This window comes from Priestia sp. SB1, assembly GCF_038898415.1.
Genome location: NZ_JBBJSS010000006.1, coordinates 106,747 through 123,224 on the forward strand (window position 1 = coordinate 106,747; position 16,478 = coordinate 123,224).

The 16,478-nt window shown below is 38.4% G+C and carries 20 protein-coding genes; 6 read left to right on the forward strand and 14 right to left on the reverse strand.

Going from position 1 to position 16,478, the window contains the following annotated elements; genetic code table 11:
• Window positions 1-203: 203 nt before the first annotated feature.
• Window positions 204-401 (reverse strand): cold-shock protein CspD, encoded by a 198-nt coding sequence (gene cspD / locus WKH56_RS22200; protein WP_013057877.1) that lies wholly within the window; start codon window positions 399-401, stop codon window positions 204-206.
• Window positions 402-728: 327 nt separating this feature from the next.
• On the opposite strand from cspD, the gene WKH56_RS22205 reads away from it, so the two are divergent.
• Window positions 729-1,451: a DUF421 domain-containing protein gene (locus WKH56_RS22205; protein ID WP_231099203.1), complete on the forward strand. Its 723-nt coding sequence runs from the start codon at window positions 729-731 to the stop codon at window positions 1,449-1,451.
• 77 nt (window positions 1,452-1,528) lie between these two features.
• On the opposite strand, the gene WKH56_RS22210 is transcribed toward WKH56_RS22205, so the two are convergent.
• Window positions 1,529-3,016, reverse strand: coding sequence for a hypothetical protein (locus tag WKH56_RS22210; protein WP_342836735.1), 1,488 nt, complete (start codon window positions 3,014-3,016; stop codon window positions 1,529-1,531).
• A gap of 535 nt (window positions 3,017-3,551) precedes the next feature.
• Here WKH56_RS22210 and WKH56_RS22215 point away from each other — a divergent pair.
• From WKH56_RS22215 to WKH56_RS22225, 3 genes are all read left to right on the forward strand, one after another.
• Window positions 3,552-4,166: an NAD(P)-dependent oxidoreductase gene (locus WKH56_RS22215; protein WP_034267848.1), complete on the forward strand. Its 615-nt coding sequence runs from the start codon at window positions 3,552-3,554 to the stop codon at window positions 4,164-4,166.
• A 22-nt stretch (window positions 4,167-4,188) separates the two neighbouring features.
• Window positions 4,189-4,437 (forward strand): hypothetical protein, encoded by a 249-nt coding sequence (locus tag WKH56_RS22220; protein WP_033580533.1) that lies wholly within the window; start codon window positions 4,189-4,191, stop codon window positions 4,435-4,437.
• A gap of 238 nt (window positions 4,438-4,675) precedes the next feature.
• A complete protein-coding gene (locus WKH56_RS22225) occupies window positions 4,676-5,755 on the forward strand; it encodes a PrsW family intramembrane metalloprotease (RefSeq protein WP_047750491.1) in 1,080 nt (359 codons plus the stop codon).
• 467 nt (window positions 5,756-6,222) lie between these two features.
• Here the strand turns inward: WKH56_RS22225 and WKH56_RS22230 are convergent, their stop codons facing one another.
• Window positions 6,223-6,363 (reverse strand): hypothetical protein, encoded by a 141-nt coding sequence (locus tag WKH56_RS22230; protein ID WP_176343797.1) that lies wholly within the window; start codon window positions 6,361-6,363, stop codon window positions 6,223-6,225.
• Window positions 6,364-6,396: 33 nt separating this feature from the next.
• On the opposite strand from WKH56_RS22230, the gene WKH56_RS22235 reads away from it, so the two are divergent.
• A complete protein-coding gene (locus WKH56_RS22235; protein WP_335443633.1) occupies window positions 6,397-6,537 on the forward strand; it encodes a hypothetical protein in 141 nt (46 codons plus the stop codon).
• Between the two features lie 79 nt (window positions 6,538-6,616).
• Here WKH56_RS22235 and WKH56_RS22240 read toward each other — a convergent pair whose 3' ends face one another.
• The 7 genes from WKH56_RS22240 to WKH56_RS22270 form a co-directional block, all read right to left on the reverse strand.
• On the reverse strand, window positions 6,617-7,471 hold the full coding sequence (locus WKH56_RS22240) for a manganese catalase family protein (RefSeq protein ID WP_047750489.1): 855 nt from the start codon (window positions 7,469-7,471) through the stop codon (window positions 6,617-6,619).
• Between the two features lie 318 nt (window positions 7,472-7,789).
• Window positions 7,790-8,746: a siderophore ABC transporter substrate-binding protein gene (locus WKH56_RS22245; RefSeq protein ID WP_033580631.1), complete on the reverse strand. Its 957-nt coding sequence runs from the start codon at window positions 8,744-8,746 to the stop codon at window positions 7,790-7,792.
• Between the two features lie 23 nt (window positions 8,747-8,769).
• Window positions 8,770-9,528: an iron ABC transporter ATP-binding protein gene (locus WKH56_RS22250; RefSeq protein WP_028414465.1), complete on the reverse strand. Its 759-nt coding sequence runs from the start codon at window positions 9,526-9,528 to the stop codon at window positions 8,770-8,772.
• Window positions 9,522-10,469: an iron chelate uptake ABC transporter family permease subunit gene (locus WKH56_RS22255; RefSeq protein ID WP_034267834.1), complete on the reverse strand. Its 948-nt coding sequence runs from the start codon at window positions 10,467-10,469 to the stop codon at window positions 9,522-9,524. Before WKH56_RS22255 ends, WKH56_RS22250 begins: the two co-directional genes overlap by 7 nt.
• Window positions 10,462-11,412: an ABC transporter permease gene (locus WKH56_RS22260; RefSeq protein ID WP_028414467.1), complete on the reverse strand. Its 951-nt coding sequence runs from the start codon at window positions 11,410-11,412 to the stop codon at window positions 10,462-10,464. The genes WKH56_RS22255 and WKH56_RS22260 overlap by 8 nt, the downstream gene beginning before the upstream one ends.
• Before the next feature lie 230 nt (window positions 11,413-11,642).
• On the reverse strand, window positions 11,643-11,777 hold the full coding sequence (locus WKH56_RS22265; protein ID WP_255219778.1) for a hypothetical protein: 135 nt from the start codon (window positions 11,775-11,777) through the stop codon (window positions 11,643-11,645).
• Window positions 11,778-12,015: 238 nt separating this feature from the next.
• Complete coding sequence (locus WKH56_RS22270; protein WP_310883944.1) at window positions 12,016-12,822, reverse strand: cell wall hydrolase; 807 nt, start codon at window positions 12,820-12,822, stop codon at window positions 12,016-12,018.
• 362 nt (window positions 12,823-13,184) lie between these two features.
• On the opposite strand from WKH56_RS22270, the gene WKH56_RS22275 reads away from it, so the two are divergent.
• Entirely contained in the window at window positions 13,185-13,439 is a 255-nt protein-coding gene (locus WKH56_RS22275; RefSeq protein WP_013057893.1) for a hypothetical protein, read from the forward strand.
• Window positions 13,440-13,520: 81 nt separating this feature from the next.
• Here the strand turns inward: WKH56_RS22275 and WKH56_RS22280 are convergent, their stop codons facing one another.
• From WKH56_RS22280 to WKH56_RS22295, 4 genes are all read right to left on the reverse strand, one after another.
• Window positions 13,521-13,685 (reverse strand): hypothetical protein, encoded by a 165-nt coding sequence (locus tag WKH56_RS22280; RefSeq protein WP_013057894.1) that lies wholly within the window; start codon window positions 13,683-13,685, stop codon window positions 13,521-13,523.
• Between the two features lie 333 nt (window positions 13,686-14,018).
• Window positions 14,019-14,348 carry a hypothetical protein gene (locus WKH56_RS22285; protein ID WP_057244395.1) on the reverse strand — a complete coding sequence of 110 codons (330 nt, stop codon included), beginning with the start codon at window positions 14,346-14,348 and terminating at the stop codon, window positions 14,019-14,021.
• Between the two features lie 43 nt (window positions 14,349-14,391).
• A complete protein-coding gene (locus tag WKH56_RS22290) occupies window positions 14,392-15,423 on the reverse strand; it encodes a zinc-binding dehydrogenase (protein WP_310883945.1) in 1,032 nt (343 codons plus the stop codon).
• A gap of 5 nt (window positions 15,424-15,428) precedes the next feature.
• Window positions 15,429-16,475, reverse strand: a complete 1,047-nt coding sequence (locus WKH56_RS22295) for a galactitol-1-phosphate 5-dehydrogenase (protein ID WP_310883946.1) — start codon at window positions 16,473-16,475, stop codon at window positions 15,429-15,431.
• Window positions 16,476-16,478 lie beyond the last annotated feature (3 nt).

A 16,478-nucleotide genomic window follows, 5' to 3' on the forward strand; every position in this document is an offset into this window, starting at 1 on the left:
ATCATTTCATTATACGCTTTTTTTATACTGCGTGACTAGTTTTTTTCATATTTGAATACTTCTGCAAAATCAAAGAAATCGTCAACAAGGTGTAAAAAGCGAACAAGAAAAGACCCCTTTTATAAAAGGGGCCTTCTCCCAGTTTAGTTTAACGACCGACCAGAGAAACGTTCTGCTGATCGGCTTAAACTTTATAAAAAAAATTACTTTTGAACGTTAGCAGCTTGTGGTCCACGGTTGCCTTCAACGATTTCAAATGTAACTTCTTGACCTTCTTCTAAAGTTTTGAAACCTTCGCCTTGGATAGCAGAGAAATGAACGAATACATCGTCTTGTCCTTCTACTTCGATGAAACCGAAACCTTTTTCAGCGTTGAACCATTTTACTTTACCTTGTAACATATCTCTTTTCCTCCTTGTGTGACAATCCACACATTGTGTATTACTCTATTCCTGCTCTTACAATAAGTCAAGACGAACACTTCGAACTATCCTTACCGAACAAAAATAAGCACCTTTATTGTAACAAATCCTCCAAAAAATTTCAAAGGAATTTGCACATTCTTTTTGTTCGCTTCTATCCCTTACCTACAGCCTTTCTACCCCTTTTTAAGCAGCCGAATATGAACGAATTATCCGCACTTCTTCTTGATGTTTTCCCTTGTATAACGATCCTTTAAATGGATAACGCTATAGAGATAGATACTCTTTCTATTTATGAGAAAGCAGGTGACATCACAACCTATGGAAGACATTCTCATGTCCCTTCTTAGGACCTTTGTTTCTTTTATTATCTTAAGCATTACAACTTTCCTGATTGGAAAACAAATTAACACCCATAACAATCATTTTACGTTTGCGATGTCCATCATTATTGGGTCGTTCATCGCAAATATGGGATTTGATTTAAAATTAAAATTTCTGCCGATGTTCGCTTCTTTTGCTTTTCTTGTGGCTATTCATTTTCTTTTAGCATCAACAGCTCTAAAAAGCAGGCGCTTGCGAAAATGGATTACAGGACGCCCGACGGTTATTATGGAAAAAGGAAAGCTTCTTGAAGCAAATATGAAAAAAGTCAAATATTCCATTGACGACTTGAATCAGCATTTACGAGAACTAGGAACGTTCAACATTGCTGAAGTAGAATTTGCTGTTTTAGAAGTAAGCGGAAAACTGTCGGTATTAAAGAAAACTGCTTATCAAAACATTGCCAAACAGGACGTTTTGTCTAAGCCGTTTAAAGAAATGAATTTACCGGTAGAACTCATCATGGACGGAGAAATTATTCATAAAAATTTAACACCTCAATATACCGAACAATGGATCAACCTTGAGCTTTCAAATCGTCAGCTTCAGTTGAACCAAGTGCTGTATGCAGTTGTGTCAACAAACGGCATGCTCTATGTAGATGAGTATAAAGATCAGCTGTCCGCTCCTACAGACAGAGAATAGGGTTGAGACATAACTAAACGAGTTTGATTCTCCATAAAGAATCAAACTCGTTCGGATAAAATACGTTTGTCCCAGTTTTACTGCGCCATTTCTTCAACTGTTCCTTCTTTTAAGCCATAATAGTTCCGCTCAAATCGCTTTATTTCTTGATCATAGCGGCGTACTTTTGCATCGGCTAGCTGGCGGCTTTGTTTTGTTTCTTCAAGCAGCTCGACCTGCTGATTAATTTGAAAAATAGTCGTCGTCAGCTCGTCTTGATAATCATAAATTTCATTTTGAATATCCACGCATACGGGCAAGCGATTTGCTAAAATAAAGTCCGTCATTTGCATAAGCACTTTTTTACGCTCTACTTCTTTCACTTTGCTTTTGACAGCTCGTTCTGCAGAACGGAACGTCAGCCTTACTTTAGAGAAGAAGTCACCTTTAATCGAAAGCTTGCGCTGCAGTTCTTCTACATCCTGTTTTAATGCTTCATGCTCTTCAATCATTTTTTGAAGCACAAGCCCTCCGTTTAACGATGTGAGCTCCATTTCATCAAGCTGATGGCGAATGGCTGTTTTGAGCGTTTCAATTTGTTTCACCGTCTTTTTCTCCGTAGCGCGGAGCTGCTTAACATACTGCTCTGTTTTATAAATAAAGTTGTCTAACCGTTCACGATCAAACAGTGACTGCTCTTTCTTTTTTACATAATCTTGATACGTTGTGTGTACAGATGACCACTTGATCAATAGAGACTGATAATTCAACAGCTCATCCTGATGCTCAAGCTTGTACGTCCACATCAGCTGAACAACTACTAATAACAGTGGTAAAAACGTTCCAGCTTCTTTGCGTTTTGCAATAATTTCATGACTTTCAAAGCTCGCCATTAAAAAAAGCGGCGCATTCATACTAAATAGCAGTGCTGGCGGGTAATTAACGGGAATAAAGATACTCATTACGGTTGCCATAAGGCCTGAAATAGCAGGGTATGCGTGCGGAGGAAGCTGTTTGTATAGCTCAATTGTCCCTTTTTTTTGCAGCAGTTTCACAAGCGCTGCCTGCTGATAGTCTCCTAATACATCAATCATTCTTTCTTGATACATGGGAGGAAGCTGCTCAATCCAATTCATCAGCTGCTGCTGAAACACAGCTTGCTGACGATTTGTAGCAATCATGTATTGCGAATCAATTAGATGAAAGAACAGTCGGATTTGATGGCGCATCACGTCTTCTAGCGTATGACAGCGTGCAATTGAAAACAGCTCATTGTATTTAGATACAAGCAAATTTCCAATGTTATCGCTTAACTCGTACAGCTCGCCATTTGTTGTAGCATGAGAAACGGGAAGTTCAAAAAACTTCGCCATTTCAAGCAAAATATGCAGATGCATGTCTACTTCAGGCTGTTTTTCAAGCAATTTCATTTCTTCTACCAATGATGCTTGAAAATCCGTATGCTCCGTTTGCTGATACCGTGCTGACATTTCCGTATAAATGCGGTGGTCACATAACACATAAGCAGCTCTTAGGATATCGCCTTTAGACGTAAGCAACCCATACAATAACTGTTGTCCGTTCATCTTCACACCGTCCTTCATTAAATTTTCTTACTATAGCTTTCTATCATTTTATACTTTTTCTATAAATTCGATGCAATAGTTCAAATTTCCTGTTATCTTTCTTCTTGCTTTCTTAATACGAAGAGTGCCGTCCAACATGACATCAGTGCAGGCGGGATCATCCAAGTCATATATCGCCACTCACCCGTCACAAGCGCCATAATGAGAAAGATGAGCGGAAAACCTATTAGTACTATGATAACACGTGCTCTGCTTACCGATTTTTTCATCGTGCATCGCCCCTTCTGTTCGTCCCTTATTCTTATAATACCCTTTCGCTTCTATAGCATTAAACACCTTTATAAACCGTTCGTACATTTCCTTGTTTTCTAGACAGTCTATGACATAAGTTTTAAAAAAGAACAGAGGATACCTCTTACTTTGATGAATCGCGTAAGCAACTTTTATGTTATGACAAGCTAAATCGAGAAAAATGTGTTATGGTAAAAGAAAATTTCGTTTTTACTACCTACATTGAAACGAAAGGGTTGATCGTATGAACATTTTTTTGATTGGCGCAAGCGGCAGGACCGGACAGGAAGTAATCAAGCAAGCGATTAAAAACGGACATTATGTAAAAGCTTTTGTGCGAAATCCATCTAAGCTTAAGGTAACGCATGCGAACGTACACATCATACAAGGCGACGTGCTTGATTATTATGAAGTGTGTCAGGCTATGCGAGGGTGTGATGCAGTCATTTCTTGTCTGGGAACCGAAAATCTAGGGCATTCTACCCTTTTAGTAGAAACGACAAATCTGCTGATTCAATGTATGAACGAAAACGGAATTCAGCGTATCGCCTACACGGCTTCAGCCGGAATCGATGGAGAAATTCCAGGCATGACGGGCTGGCTTGCTCAGCGTATTTTAAAAAATGTGCTTCGCGACCATCACGAAGCCGTGAAGCTCTTGAAGGTAAGCGGACTCGACTGGACAGTTGCTCGGCCAATGGGTCTAACGAGCGGTCCATTAACCACGTATTACCGTATAGGAGAAGCTAGCATACCAGAAAACGGACGCAACATCAGCCGTTCTGACGTCGCTCATTTTCTCCTTCAAGCCGTAGAAAACAACAGGCATATAAAAAAATCACTAAGTCTTTCGTATTAAGTGTTCTAAAGGAGTGTTGATAGTGAACCTATCAAAAATTTTTCTAAAAATAAGTCTTGTACTTTTAATGGCATGCGTCTTTATTGAAGGTAATTTCCAAGTGGCGCTTGGCATCTTTGCTGCTGTTTGCATGCTTGTCATCATTTTTGCCAAACCTCTTTCAAAATCGCTGCTTCCTGCTAATAAAAAAACAGGAAAAAAAGACCGCGAAACATTAATGATGGTCATTGGTGTCATCATTTTTATTTCAGGAAGCTTTTTTATTGCGTAGTAGCATTATAAACATCCACATTTTTAATCATATAAAGGGCTGTGCTGTAAGTCGAATATTCGCCTTATGACGCAGCCTTTTTAGCTTTCATGAGGTCTCTTTCAGCAATAGCTTCTGTACCATTCCATTATTTAAGCAAATTACCTGCCAAACCCTCTTATGCTTTTTTTCATCAACTCACATAATATATGTAGAAGATATCGTAAGACAAGCGTCAAAAGAAAGAGGAGGAAGATAAATGAAATGCCCCCATTGCGCTTATTCTAATCCGGAAGGGGTAAAATTCTGCTTAAATTGCGGCCATGAAATCGTGGACCACGATGAAAACTACAGCATATTCTACTTGTTTGCCCATCGTGTTGATAAAATTCCAAGAAATGAACGTTCGGTTGAACCTAAATTTCGAAATATATTCTCTCGAGTCTTCCGACAGCACAGTGAAATGGAAGCTGAACGGCTTTTTATTGTAGGAACAGGGCTTACGACTCCTAAAATAGAAGAGGTTGTAAATACATGGCCAAAGCCTTGGCTTTTTGCAAGGGTCTTTCTTATTGCGCTTGTCGCATACTTAGGACTATATCTAGGCGTAAGCTTATTCGAAAACATCAACTTTATACCCGGTCTTATTGTAGTCGGTGCTTTTGCAGTGCCATTTACTACGCTCATTTTCTTTTGGGAAATGAACGCTCCGCAGAATATTGCTATTTACAAAATTGTTTATGTCGTTTTTATTGGCGGAATCCTCTCACTTTTATTAGCACTTGTGTTTTATGATATTCTTGGAAATAACACAAACGTGATCGTGATTGGAATATGTGAGGAACTGGCTAAAGTTATCGCTGTTATTTATTTTGTACGCAATCTTAAATATAGATATATCCTTAACGGACTTCTCTTAGGAGCTGCAATAGGAGCTGGTTTTGCTGCTTTTGAAACCGCTGGCTATGCTTTGCGAGCACTTCTTTCCGGCAGCTTTCACATGCTCTATTCTACAATACTCTGGCGCAGTATTTTTGCTCCTGGAGGACATGTGGCTTGGGCTGCCTTGACTGGCGCTGCCATCTGCATCGTGCAAGGAGATAAGAAATTTCAGTGGAGCATGTTGATAAAACCAAAATTTTTCGGTGTATTTTTGCTTGTCGTTTTTATGCACGCTCTTTGGGACTCACCTGTACTAGGTATTTTCCCAGCTGGACATACGATTTTAACGGTTATATTATGGATTTTGGTATTCAGTATGATTCGTATTGGGCTAAAAGAAATCGCGGATAAAAAGCTGGAGTTGACCTATTACAAAGAAAAGCCTACACCCTCATAGGAAATGTTCAGCTTGCGTTTAGCTGCTCGTTTTAACTTTTTATTACCTTTATGTTTCATTTTGAAAATTGTTGTTACAAATTGTAAAAAACAGTATTCAAATTACCTGGACATGGTATGATAACCTAAATAACATGAAAGGGTGACTTGGTGGATGAACCTAACTGAAATTAAGCATATGATAGCAAATTTAGTAAATTATAGAGATAGCGACATTACTCATACTCTTGCCAATAGGTTTACACTAAGTTATTCAAAACAATTAAACAGTTTTCAAATCTGCGATGTTGAAAACGATATCATTTATCGTTATGAAGAATCAGAAACAACTGCGTTAGCTCTGTTTAACATGATCCATACTCTTCCCAAGACCATTTACAGACATACTAATTCGTTTGAACAAGTTTAAAGCAGGCAAAAAAGCTCATTTATTAACTAACATGAGCTTTTTTCTAGTTTTTGTCTATTTCAGTTATTTATAACCTTCTTCAAAAGGAGAATATCCTTTTTAATTGCCCGTCTAATCTCTTCAGCTTTACAGCGTTTGTATTCTTGTACTAAGCGATAGAGCTCTCTTTTAAATAAAAATTCATCTTGTTGACTACTCATAGCAGCATGCCCCTTATTAGCTTTCTATCACAAGTGATTAAAGAAAGTATTCCCTTTTCTTCTTATAAAAAACAAGTAAATTCACAAATAGATGTAAAACAACCGCTTATCCCGAGTTTATGTAAACGGCGGGATGTTCTTGCATTCAGAGGAACGACAGCTGAAGAAACATAAAAAAACATTGACTACTAGCTCTCAGTCAATGTTTTTTATTTGCTTTAGCTCTAATTCATTAAAGCTAATTTGCATATTTTTATGCGTTCATGTCTCCAAGACCTGGAGCGTGCTCATTTGGCATTTCAGATAAATGAGGGACTGGAAAAGCTTCCGGTGGAGGTGTTACGCTTAGGTCTCCGCCATTTCTGCTTGGCGTCTGCCCTTGGAATATTTCTCCCATTCGATGCGGATCTAATCTAAAATCAAATTGCGTGTTATGATAGCCCATTTCGACAAATTTTCTGCATTCAGGATATTTGTTAATATCGTAATTTGGTATAGGGAAGAGTTTTCCCCAATCTACTCCTAATGTTTCGAGTGCTTTAGCGAATGCATTTTGATGAGCATTATCGCGAACAATTAAGAAGCCTAGCGTTTCTCTTAACGTCTGGTTAGAACTCATTTCATATATTCTTGTTTTTTGTAAAACGCCGGTTGATTCTAATACAACGTTATTGAGCAAATCAGCCGCTAGATTTCCGTGATTATAAACCCATGAGCCGTTCCATGGATTCCCGCCCGCATCTACTGGCAGTGAGCTTTGAGCCCCCATAATATAGTGATGAGGATTAGCGTGTTTTACAGCTTCATCAAGAGGAGCCTGATCTGAACCTTGACTTCCTACGCCGGCTCCGCCAGATTCATCTAGCAATGCATTGATGGTATTTTGAACGAGTTCTACGTGAGCTATTTCTTCTAAAAAAACGCCTTTCATTAAATCTCGGTACTGCGTTTCTTTTCCTCTGAAGTTAGAGCTTTGGAAGAAATATTGCATCATCGTTCGCATTTCACCAAACTGACCGCCTAAGGCTTCTTGCAGTACCTTCGCAGCCGCAGGATCGGGCTTATCCGGTTTAATGCCATTAATTAATCCTTCTTTGTAATAATACATATGAAACACTCCTTTTATTGACATTGCTTGTTTTTTGAACTAACTTATGTAGAGTTTTGTCCGCTATAGGATTTTTCACTGTTTCTTTTCTCCCTAACATATTCTAGCGTGCCGTCTTTCTCATATCTGCACATAACTACTGTTTCCATATGCGACCTTTTTATTCTCAGTAGCTAAAGTACAACTTCATTGAAACATGTGGATAACACCTTTTGTTATAAGCAAAAAACTGCTCGTAGCGGTCTTTTTACAGTCACGGAACCCTGAATACTTTAAATGCAAAAAAAAGAGCTGGTCAAACCCAGCTCTTTTTTTCTATTACTTCTCTATTCCTGCTTTGATTTCTTTAATCATGCCTGCCATTGACTCAAGGCCTCCTCCAGATAAATACCAAAGACCTGGATCAAGATACACAACGTGATTGTTTTTCACTGCATTGACTTCTTTTACATACTCATTTTCAACAATTTGTTTAGCGGATGATTTTTCACCAATTGCTGCGCCGCGGTCAACCACGAATAAGTAGTCCGGGTTTTGCTTAACTAAATATTCATATGCAATGCTTTGACCGTGCTTAGCCGATGGATCTAGGCTGTCGTCTGCTGCTTTGATACCAAATACATCATGAATTAATCCGTATTTAGACCCTGGACCAAATGCTGTCATTTTGCTGTCATTTGCCATCATTACAAGCGCTTTTTTATCTAGTTTGTCCGCTTGTTTTTTCAAATCTGCAATTTGCTTATCAATTGCTGCTAGCTCTTTTTTCGCTTGATCTTCTTTATCAAAAATTTGTCCTAGTACTTTTGTGTTTTCTTTAAATGACTTCATATAGTGCTGGTTGTCCGTATCGATATAGATCGTCGGCGCAATTTTTGAAAATTCATCAAATGAATCTGCTTGGCGGCCTTGAATAATAATTAAGTCTGGCTTTAGTTCTGCAATCTTTTCGAAATCAGGTTCTTTTAAGCCACCTACATTCGCATACTTATCATCTTGATACTTTGATAAATACTCAGGAATCGCTTGTTTTGGCAAGCCCGCTACTTCAACGCCTAGTTTATCTAGCGTATCAAGTGCACCCATGCTGAATACTACAACTTTTTTAGGATTTTTTTCAATTTTAATTCCGTCTTTATTGAACTGATCGGTTACCGTTACCGTTTCTTTTTGCTTACTTTCTCCACCTGTTGTTTCTTTTGCTCCTTGATTACCGCAAGCGGCCACAACAATCGCCGTTAAGACTGCTACAAACATTACTAACACTTTTTTCACTTTTGTCACCTCATGAATAAATTTTATGAAAAATAAACGCAAATACGCTGTCCGCCAACCGTTTCGATTGGAATATCCATATCGTATATATCCTTTAATACAGATGTTTGAATGATGGTTTCTGTTGGGCCTTCACGGATCACTTCACCGTTTTTAAGCGCCACGATGTAATCCGAATAGACAGACGCAAAATTAATATCGTGAATGACAATCACAATGGTTTTGCCTAAGTCTTCTACGAGACGTTTCAACAGCTTCATAATTTCAACAGAATGCTTCATATCTAAGTTATTGAGCGGTTCATCTAAGAAGATATACTCCGTGTCCTGTGCGATGACCATAGCGATAAAAGCTCGCTGACACTGTCCCCCGCTCAGTTCATCTAAGTATTTATCTTGAATACTTTCAAGCTTCATATAACTCAGCGCCTGATCAACCGCTTGTTCATCGCTTTTTGTTAACCGGCCTTTTGAATAAGGAAACCGGCCAAAATTTACGAGTTCACGTACGCTAAGTCTGATATTCAGCTGATTGGACTGTTTTAAAATGCTCATTTTTTTGGCTAAATCCGAGCTGTCAATATTCTCTATATTTTTTCCTTCTATTGATATTGATCCTGAGTCGGCTTTAATAAGACGGCTCATAATGGAAAGCAGCGTACTTTTCCCCGCTCCGTTTGGGCCGATAAATGACGTGATTTTTCCTTTTGGAATCACCACAGATGTTTTTTCTAAAACGGTTTTTTCTCCGTATTTTTTACTGACATTTGTTACTTCTACCATGATCTATTCTCCTTTAGCAGCAAATAAATAAAGTAAATTCCGCCGGCAAAGTCAATGATGACGCTCAGCGTGGTGCTGAAGGTGAACACTTTTTCAACAATAAATTCTCCTCCGACGAGGGCTATAACACTAAGCAGCAGTGATCCCATCATAAGATAGGTGTGCTTGTACGTTTTGAACAGCTCTCTCGCAAGGTTCACAACAAGCAGTCCAAGAAAGGTAATCGGCCCAACTAAAGCTGTGGCCACTGAGACAAAAATGGCGATCACAATCAGCATTTTTTTGACAAGCCTGTCATAATCAATACCTAAATTTACCGCATGTTCTCTTCCTAACGACAGAACATCAAAAATGGAGGTAAAACGCCATACGTAAATGCCAAGCAGGATAAAAATAACCGCTGCTATGTATAGCAAATCAGTATTGACATTGTTAAAGCTTGCAAATGATTTATCTTGTACAATTTGAAATTCATTCGGATCAATCAGCATTTCCATAAATGAAGACATGCTTTTAAATAACGTGCCGAACACAATTCCAACCAGTAAAATAAAGAAAATATTCTTACCGGCTTTTTTGAACATCAGTATGTAAAGCAAGACCGAAAAGATAATCATCAGCGAAACGCAAAGTAGAAAGTTAAGATTTTTGTTCATGATGACAATATTCGTCGAGCCAAAGATGTACACAATAAACGTTTGCAGAAATAAATACAGTGAATCCAGTCCTAGAATACTAGGAGTTAGAATTCGATTATTGGTAATCGTTTGAAAGATAACGGATGAAAACGCAATCGCTCCTCCGGTTAAAACAATCGCAGCGACTTTTTCAATTCTTCGCGGCAGCGTGTACTGCCAGTAGCCTAAATCATAGCTGATAAACAGCGCAGCCGACAAAATAGCCAGCGCGGCGAGAATAATAATTTTATATTTGTTATGCATAACGACCTCTCCTTATCAGCATAAAAAGAAAGATCGCACTTCCTATTACACCGACCATTAACCCAATAGAAACTTCATAAGGGAAAATAATGACTCTGCCTAAAATATCGCACGCAAGTACGAATACAGCTCCAAGCACCGCTGTATGAGGCAGGCTTTTTCGCAAATGATCTCCACGGTAAATCGATACGATATTTGGGATGATTAATCCTAAAAAAGGCAGCATGCCAACGGTCAAAATCGTAATCGACGTAATAAGCGAAACAATGACTAATCCAATGTTTACGATTTGTTTGTATTTCACGCCTAAATTGATTGAAAAGCTTTCTCCCATACCAGCAACCGTGAACTTATCTGCGTAAAGATAAGCAATTATTAAGAGCGGTATACTCAGGTATAAAAGTTCATATCGCCCTTTGACTACTAGCGAAAAGTCGCCTTGCAGCCATGAAGAAAGGTTTTGAATCAAATCGTATTTGTAAGCGATGAAGGTAGCTAGGGAACTTACGATACTGCCGAGCATTAAACCAACTAGTGGAATATAAATCGTATCGTTAAATTTAATTCTGTCTAGTATTCTCATAAACAATAGATTGCCCGCAAGTGAGAAAATGAAAGCAATGCTCATTTTTAATAGAGGACTTGCTGAAGCAAATACTAGTAGAGAAATCAACACACCAAGTCTTGCCCAGTCCATCGTTCCTGCAGTTGTTGGTGAGACAAACTTATTTCGCGTAATTTGCTGCATAATTAACCCGCAAATACTAAGGCTCATTCCCGCCATAATAATACTCAAAAGCCTAGGAAAACGACTAAAAAACAGCGTTTGGCTTTCTTCTTTTGTTAAATGAAACAGATCCATCGCTGACAGGTCTTGTACTCCTACAAAAAGAGACGAAACCGCTAGTACAGCAAACACAAGAATTAACTGATAAAACTTCAACTTTCCTTGCTCCTTTCTTTCATCTAGAAGTCTAGTTATCGCCTCCTCTATATCATATGTAAATGATTATCATTATCAATTGACTACCCCTATAATACCATTATTCTCTAAATAATCAATGGTTTTCTTAAAATTAAAGCAAAAAAATGTCTTAACAGATGGATCTGTTAAGACATTTTAAGGTTCAATTAAACTTAAAAAGAGCTATTTCTCTCTTCATACATAAGAGATTAAAACATACCTAACTCGCCCTCATTTAAAGACGAATAATAGGAATAAATGATCTGGACTGCTTGTTTCACCGCTGTTGATTTCCGTGCAAGGCCTCGCTTTCCGCGGGCGGCCGATAAGCCTCCTCTTTGCATGGGCTCCTGCGGGGTCTCATTTGTTCCGTTTTCTCCCCAGGAGTCTTCTCCTTACCCTCCAATCAACAGCTAGAAGTACCTCTACATATACGAAACCTACTTTCACCATAACAAAAAAATCCAAACTATCAATATTAATAGTTTGGATTTTACTTTAACCAAGATACTTTTGTAGCAGACTCTTTGTATGAACATTACATATATATGAAATATATGTTTATATTTGAAAGAAATCTACTTATTTTGCAAATACATGGTTTCCGATAACTGCCGTTACTTGCTGCGTTGCAACCCATTGGCTTTCAGCGATTTTCGGATTATAGAAAAACAGCGCATCGTTTTCATGCGGGTTTGATAATGCTTCGCTTACCGCTCGTTTTGATTCTTCTGATGCAGGTTGATTAATTGCTCCGTTTGCTACTGGTGAAAATTGATATACGCCGTTTCCTAGCTGCTGATAAATAACGTCGTGAATGCTATTTGGGAATTCCGGTGAAGCTACACGGTTTAATACCACAATTGCTACCGCTACTTTTCCTTGGTACGGCTCGCCTTTTGCTTCTGCCTCTACTAATCTAGCTAGTAAATCTTGATCTTGTGCAGAAACCGATGTAGACGGAGCAGTTTGTGACGGCGCCGGTGCTTCTCCTTGAAGTTTTAATGTTTGTCCGATGGTAATAATATCACTTTGTAAACCGTTAACAGCTTTTAACTGATCCACAGTCATGCCGTTTTGTGTTGCAATATGATATAACGTTTCGCCTTGTGCTACTGTATGTACAGATGTTGCCGGACTAGCGGCAGGTTGTGCTTGTCCCTGGTCAGGAATCGTTAATGTTTCTCCAACGTAAATCATGTCGTTTTGGCGGTTATTAGCGCCTTTCAGCTCATCTACCGTAACCCCATTTTGTTGGCCAAGCCCCCACAAGGTATCTCCTTTTACGACTTTGTGCGAAGCTGCTGCTGATGCTGTTCCTTGACTTGCTAGAAATGCTACAGACGCTGCAGAAGCAACTGCCCATTTTTTTACACGTTTTTTACTCACAAAAACTACCTCCTAAAATTTGAACCTGTTATTACCTTAGCACATAGATTCGCCTTTTCATTAAAAAAAACAGTAACATTTGTTCTAATTGGATTAAGTTTCTTACAGTGCCATTCATTATGTTACAACTTTTACATGACCCTTAAAGAATATGTAGAAATATGACGATTTCATTGCGAAACGCGCTTTTTATCTGTTTACTTACATTCCTCTTTCTGTAAAAAACTTGATTTAATTATGATTAATCGCAGAGATTAAAAGGAAAACAGCAGTCAAATAGAGAAATAGTGTAACTATTGAGGAATGATTCAGCGCTTCTTTGTCAATTTACGTTTGTTTATTAATAAAGGAGGTCCATTTGGATGTGTGCAAATAAAATGTATGTAACGTATAATACGGAAAAACCGGCTATTACGATTCAAGGAGCTTTTTATCATACGGGAGGAACGCAGGAAGAGTTTTTGCGGGAATTCAAGTACTGGCTTGAATCTCACGGCTGGTCATTTATGGGCGTAACAAATGAAACGACCATGACAACGGCGAACAAAGAGTTAAAAGAAACGATGGAACAGCATAAAATAGAAGGCAAAAAAGTTCAAAGACTAGAAGATTTATAACGATTGCTTCTATGACCCTTCACACATGTCCAAACGCCAATACGTAAAAAAGCCTTTAGATGAGCTAAAGGCTTTTTTACGTTAACGAGAAAGTGCGACCACCTTCTGATTTTCTACTCTCTCTTCAACAGGCTTTCTCATTTCTTTTTCCGTCCATACGCCAATGCGTTTTTGTCTTTTCCCAAGAGGCTGTTTTTCACATGCATAGCAAATTTCTGAAATATCATCAAAATGAGCTAACGACATCTTTATCCCTCCTTTTCTAAATATACACAGGCAAGTTAGTATGCTTCTTCCCTTATTTTCCAAAGCTAAACTGCTTCATCTTATATTTAAACAATTTATAAACAAACGGAATAAATAATTTCTACTTCATTATCATTTAGATTGTTTTATTTAGATATAGACGGGTAAACAAAAACTACCCCCACCTCACACCCTGAAGTTTGAAACTGTCACGTAAAAAAGCTGCTTTCTATACATTGCATGTATAGAAAGCAGCTTTTTTATGTAGCTAGAAAAAACGCATTGATGCATCAGCTATAACAACAGGCAACCCGCCCTTTATTTTCTAGCAGTTCATTTTTTGTAGCGGTGAATAGTATGCATGGATTCATTAAAATCTTTCATTAGACGATAAGGCTTGCTCACTAACCTTATCGGAATTCCAGTTAAAAATCTATTTATATCTTTTTTATATTCTTTTGATACTCGGTTAGGTTTAGTAGAGACACGCTTGTAGACCTCTTTATAGAACTCTTTCAAAACATCAACTTTAAATACCATTGTACGCCTACATTCTTGACACTCTACGCGTACAATTTTGCCGTTAATATAGTAAACGTGGTGAGGAAGCTCTTCTTTGCAACTGTTACAATATAAACCGGCTTCCATTTGCGTATCTTTCACACTTCCTCCCTCCCCTGATTTACATTATTTATATAGTTCATTTCTACGACTGAACAAGTACTTTTATTTCATTACCTGATAGAACGGCTTCGAATCCTTGACGCCAATAATCTAGAGGCACAATTTTAGTGATCATTTTCTCTGTATTAATTTTCTTCTCTTCAAGAAGTTTCAAAGCAATATGCCAAGAACTTGGTTTCTGAGAACGCGTGCCGATATATGTAATTTCTCTTTGAATGATAGATTCTTGATCTAAAAGGTTTAATTTTTCGGAGAAAATCCCTACTTGTACAAACGTTCCTTTTTTCTTAACCAGAGGCAAGCCTTGGTTTAACGCCTGAACAGCACCTGAACACTCAAATAATTTGTCAACACCGTATCCGTCTGTATAGGTCAGCACCATTTCTTCTAAGCTTTCTTTGTGGATATCTACCGCTACGTCAACTCCTAAGGACTTAGCTAGCTCCAATCGCTTCTGATCTTTTGTAATACCTGCTAATATAACAAACGCGCCTTGTGCTTTTACAACTTGTGCTTGCAGTAAACCAATGGGTCCTGGACCAAAAATTAATACTTTATCTTCTTTTTTAACAACTGTCTTTTCTAAAGCTGCATGGACGCAGCAAGCTAGAGGCTCAGTTAAAGCAGCTGCTTTTAAGTCGACTGTATCCGGCAGCACATGGACACTTTCTTCACGTGAAATAACATATTCAGCAAAGCTGCCGTTTATTTGTGTACCTATTCCTTTTCGATGAGCGCACAGATTATAGTCTTTTTCTAAGCAGTACTCACACTCTCCGCACGTCACAAATGTTGTTTCACTCGTTACTTTATCGCCAACTTTTACTTTTGTTACATCTTCTCCTACCTCAACGACTATACCGGAAAACTCATGCCCGAGCACAACCGGCGTCTGGGAATTTTTATATTGACCTGTAAACGTGTGGATATCCGTACCGCATATTCCGGTATACGCTACTTTAATCTTCACTTGGTTTTTCTGAACTTCTGATTCAGGGATTGTTTTTAACAGCATATTATCGTAGCCTGGCTCTACCTTCATGACTGCCTTCATTTTTTTCACTCCTTATTTGGAATTATTAATACTTTTCCATAAGCTTCTTCTCGATTAATAATCATATTAAATGCTTTTTGCGTGTCTTCTAACTTGAAGCGATGAGAAATTAACTCTTTTAATCTAATCTTTCCATTTAAAACAAAGTCAACGCTTGTTTCCCATTCTTTCCCAGGGAACGGTGCAGAATAAGAGTTCCAGAAACCTTGTAACGTAAGCTCTTTTCTAAAAATACTCTCAAATGCTGCTTCAGATAAACACACATCTGAATAAGCAATACCTAAATATCCAACTTTCCCTTTTTTACGAGTAACGAGCAGGCACTGCTCTTGAGTGACAGGGGAACCTGCGCATTCGAGTGCAAGATCCACCCCTCTCCCTTTTGTGTATTCATTAATTTTTTCAAAGACATTTTCATAACGGGCATGAATCACTTTTTCGCAACCCATGGCCCTTGCTTCTGCAAGCTTTTCACTAGAAATATCGATGGCAATGATTTCTTTTACACCTGCAATTTTCAGCCATTGAATCGCCAGCATACCAATGACTCCTGCTCCAAAGACCGCTGCGGTGTCTCCTATTTGCGGATGAATATTAAGTACTCCATGAAGCGCTACTGCTAAAGGTTCTATCATCGCTGCTTCTTCAAAGTCCATCTCTCCTACTTGTATAACATTAGAAGCTGAAATATTGACATACTGAGCAAATCCACCAAATGCTTGAGCACCAATCATTCCGTAGTTTTCGCATAACGAATACTGCCCTTTTTGGCAATATTCACATGCGTTGCACGGTTTAAACGGAATAGCAGCTACTCTGTCCCCAACGTTCAAATCTGTTACTTTTGCCCCTTTTTCAACGATATATCCAGCAAACTCATGACCCATAATGGCAGGCAACGGATACTTCCATCTGCTTGTCATTTTGTGTGTATCCGATCCGCATATTCCTGCTGCCATTACTTTTATTTTGACTTCATTCGCTCGGCAGGAATCAATGCCAATATCTTGATAAATAATTTCATTTTTTTCATGCAGCACGGCCGCTTTCATTGC

Bases quoted from the DNA above. Each gene is read 5' to 3' on its own strand.
- cspD (WP_013057877.1), bottom strand. From the start codon at position 401: ATGTTACAAGGTAAAGTAAAATGGTTCAACGCTGAAAAAGGTTTCGGT.
- WKH56_RS22275 (WP_013057893.1), top strand. From the start codon at position 13,185: ATGTGTGCAAATAAAATGTATGTAACGTATAATACGGAAAAACCGGCT.
- WKH56_RS22280 (WP_013057894.1), bottom strand. From the start codon at position 13,685: ATGTCGTTAGCTCATTTTGATGATATTTCAGAAATTTGCTATGCATGT.
- WKH56_RS22215 (WP_034267848.1), top strand. From the start codon at position 3,552: ATGAACATTTTTTTGATTGGCGCAAGCGGCAGGACCGGACAGGAAGTA.
- WKH56_RS22210 (WP_342836735.1), bottom strand. From the start codon at position 3,016: ATGAACGGACAACAGTTATTGTATGGGTTGCTTACGTCTAAAGGCGAT.
- WKH56_RS22295 (WP_310883946.1), bottom strand. From the start codon at position 16,475: ATGAAAGCGGCCGTGCTGCATGAAAAAAATGAAATTATTTATCAAGAT.
- WKH56_RS22240 (WP_047750489.1), bottom strand. From the start codon at position 7,471: ATGTATTATTACAAAGAAGGATTAATTAATGGCATTAAACCGGATAAG.
- WKH56_RS22250 (WP_028414465.1), bottom strand. From the start codon at position 9,528: ATGGTAGAAGTAACAAATGTCAGTAAAAAATACGGAGAAAAAACCGTT.
- WKH56_RS22225 (WP_047750491.1), top strand. From the start codon at position 4,676: ATGAAATGCCCCCATTGCGCTTATTCTAATCCGGAAGGGGTAAAATTC.
- WKH56_RS22290 (WP_310883945.1), bottom strand. From the start codon at position 15,423: ATGAAGGCAGTCATGAAGGTAGAGCCAGGCTACGATAATATGCTGTTA.
- WKH56_RS22230 (WP_176343797.1), bottom strand. From the start codon at position 6,363: ATGAGTAGTCAACAAGATGAATTTTTATTTAAAAGAGAGCTCTATCGC.
- WKH56_RS22265 (WP_255219778.1), bottom strand. From the start codon at position 11,777: ATGCAAAGAGGAGGCTTATCGGCCGCCCGCGGAAAGCGAGGCCTTGCA.
- WKH56_RS22255 (WP_034267834.1), bottom strand. From the start codon at position 10,469: ATGCATAACAAATATAAAATTATTATTCTCGCCGCGCTGGCTATTTTG.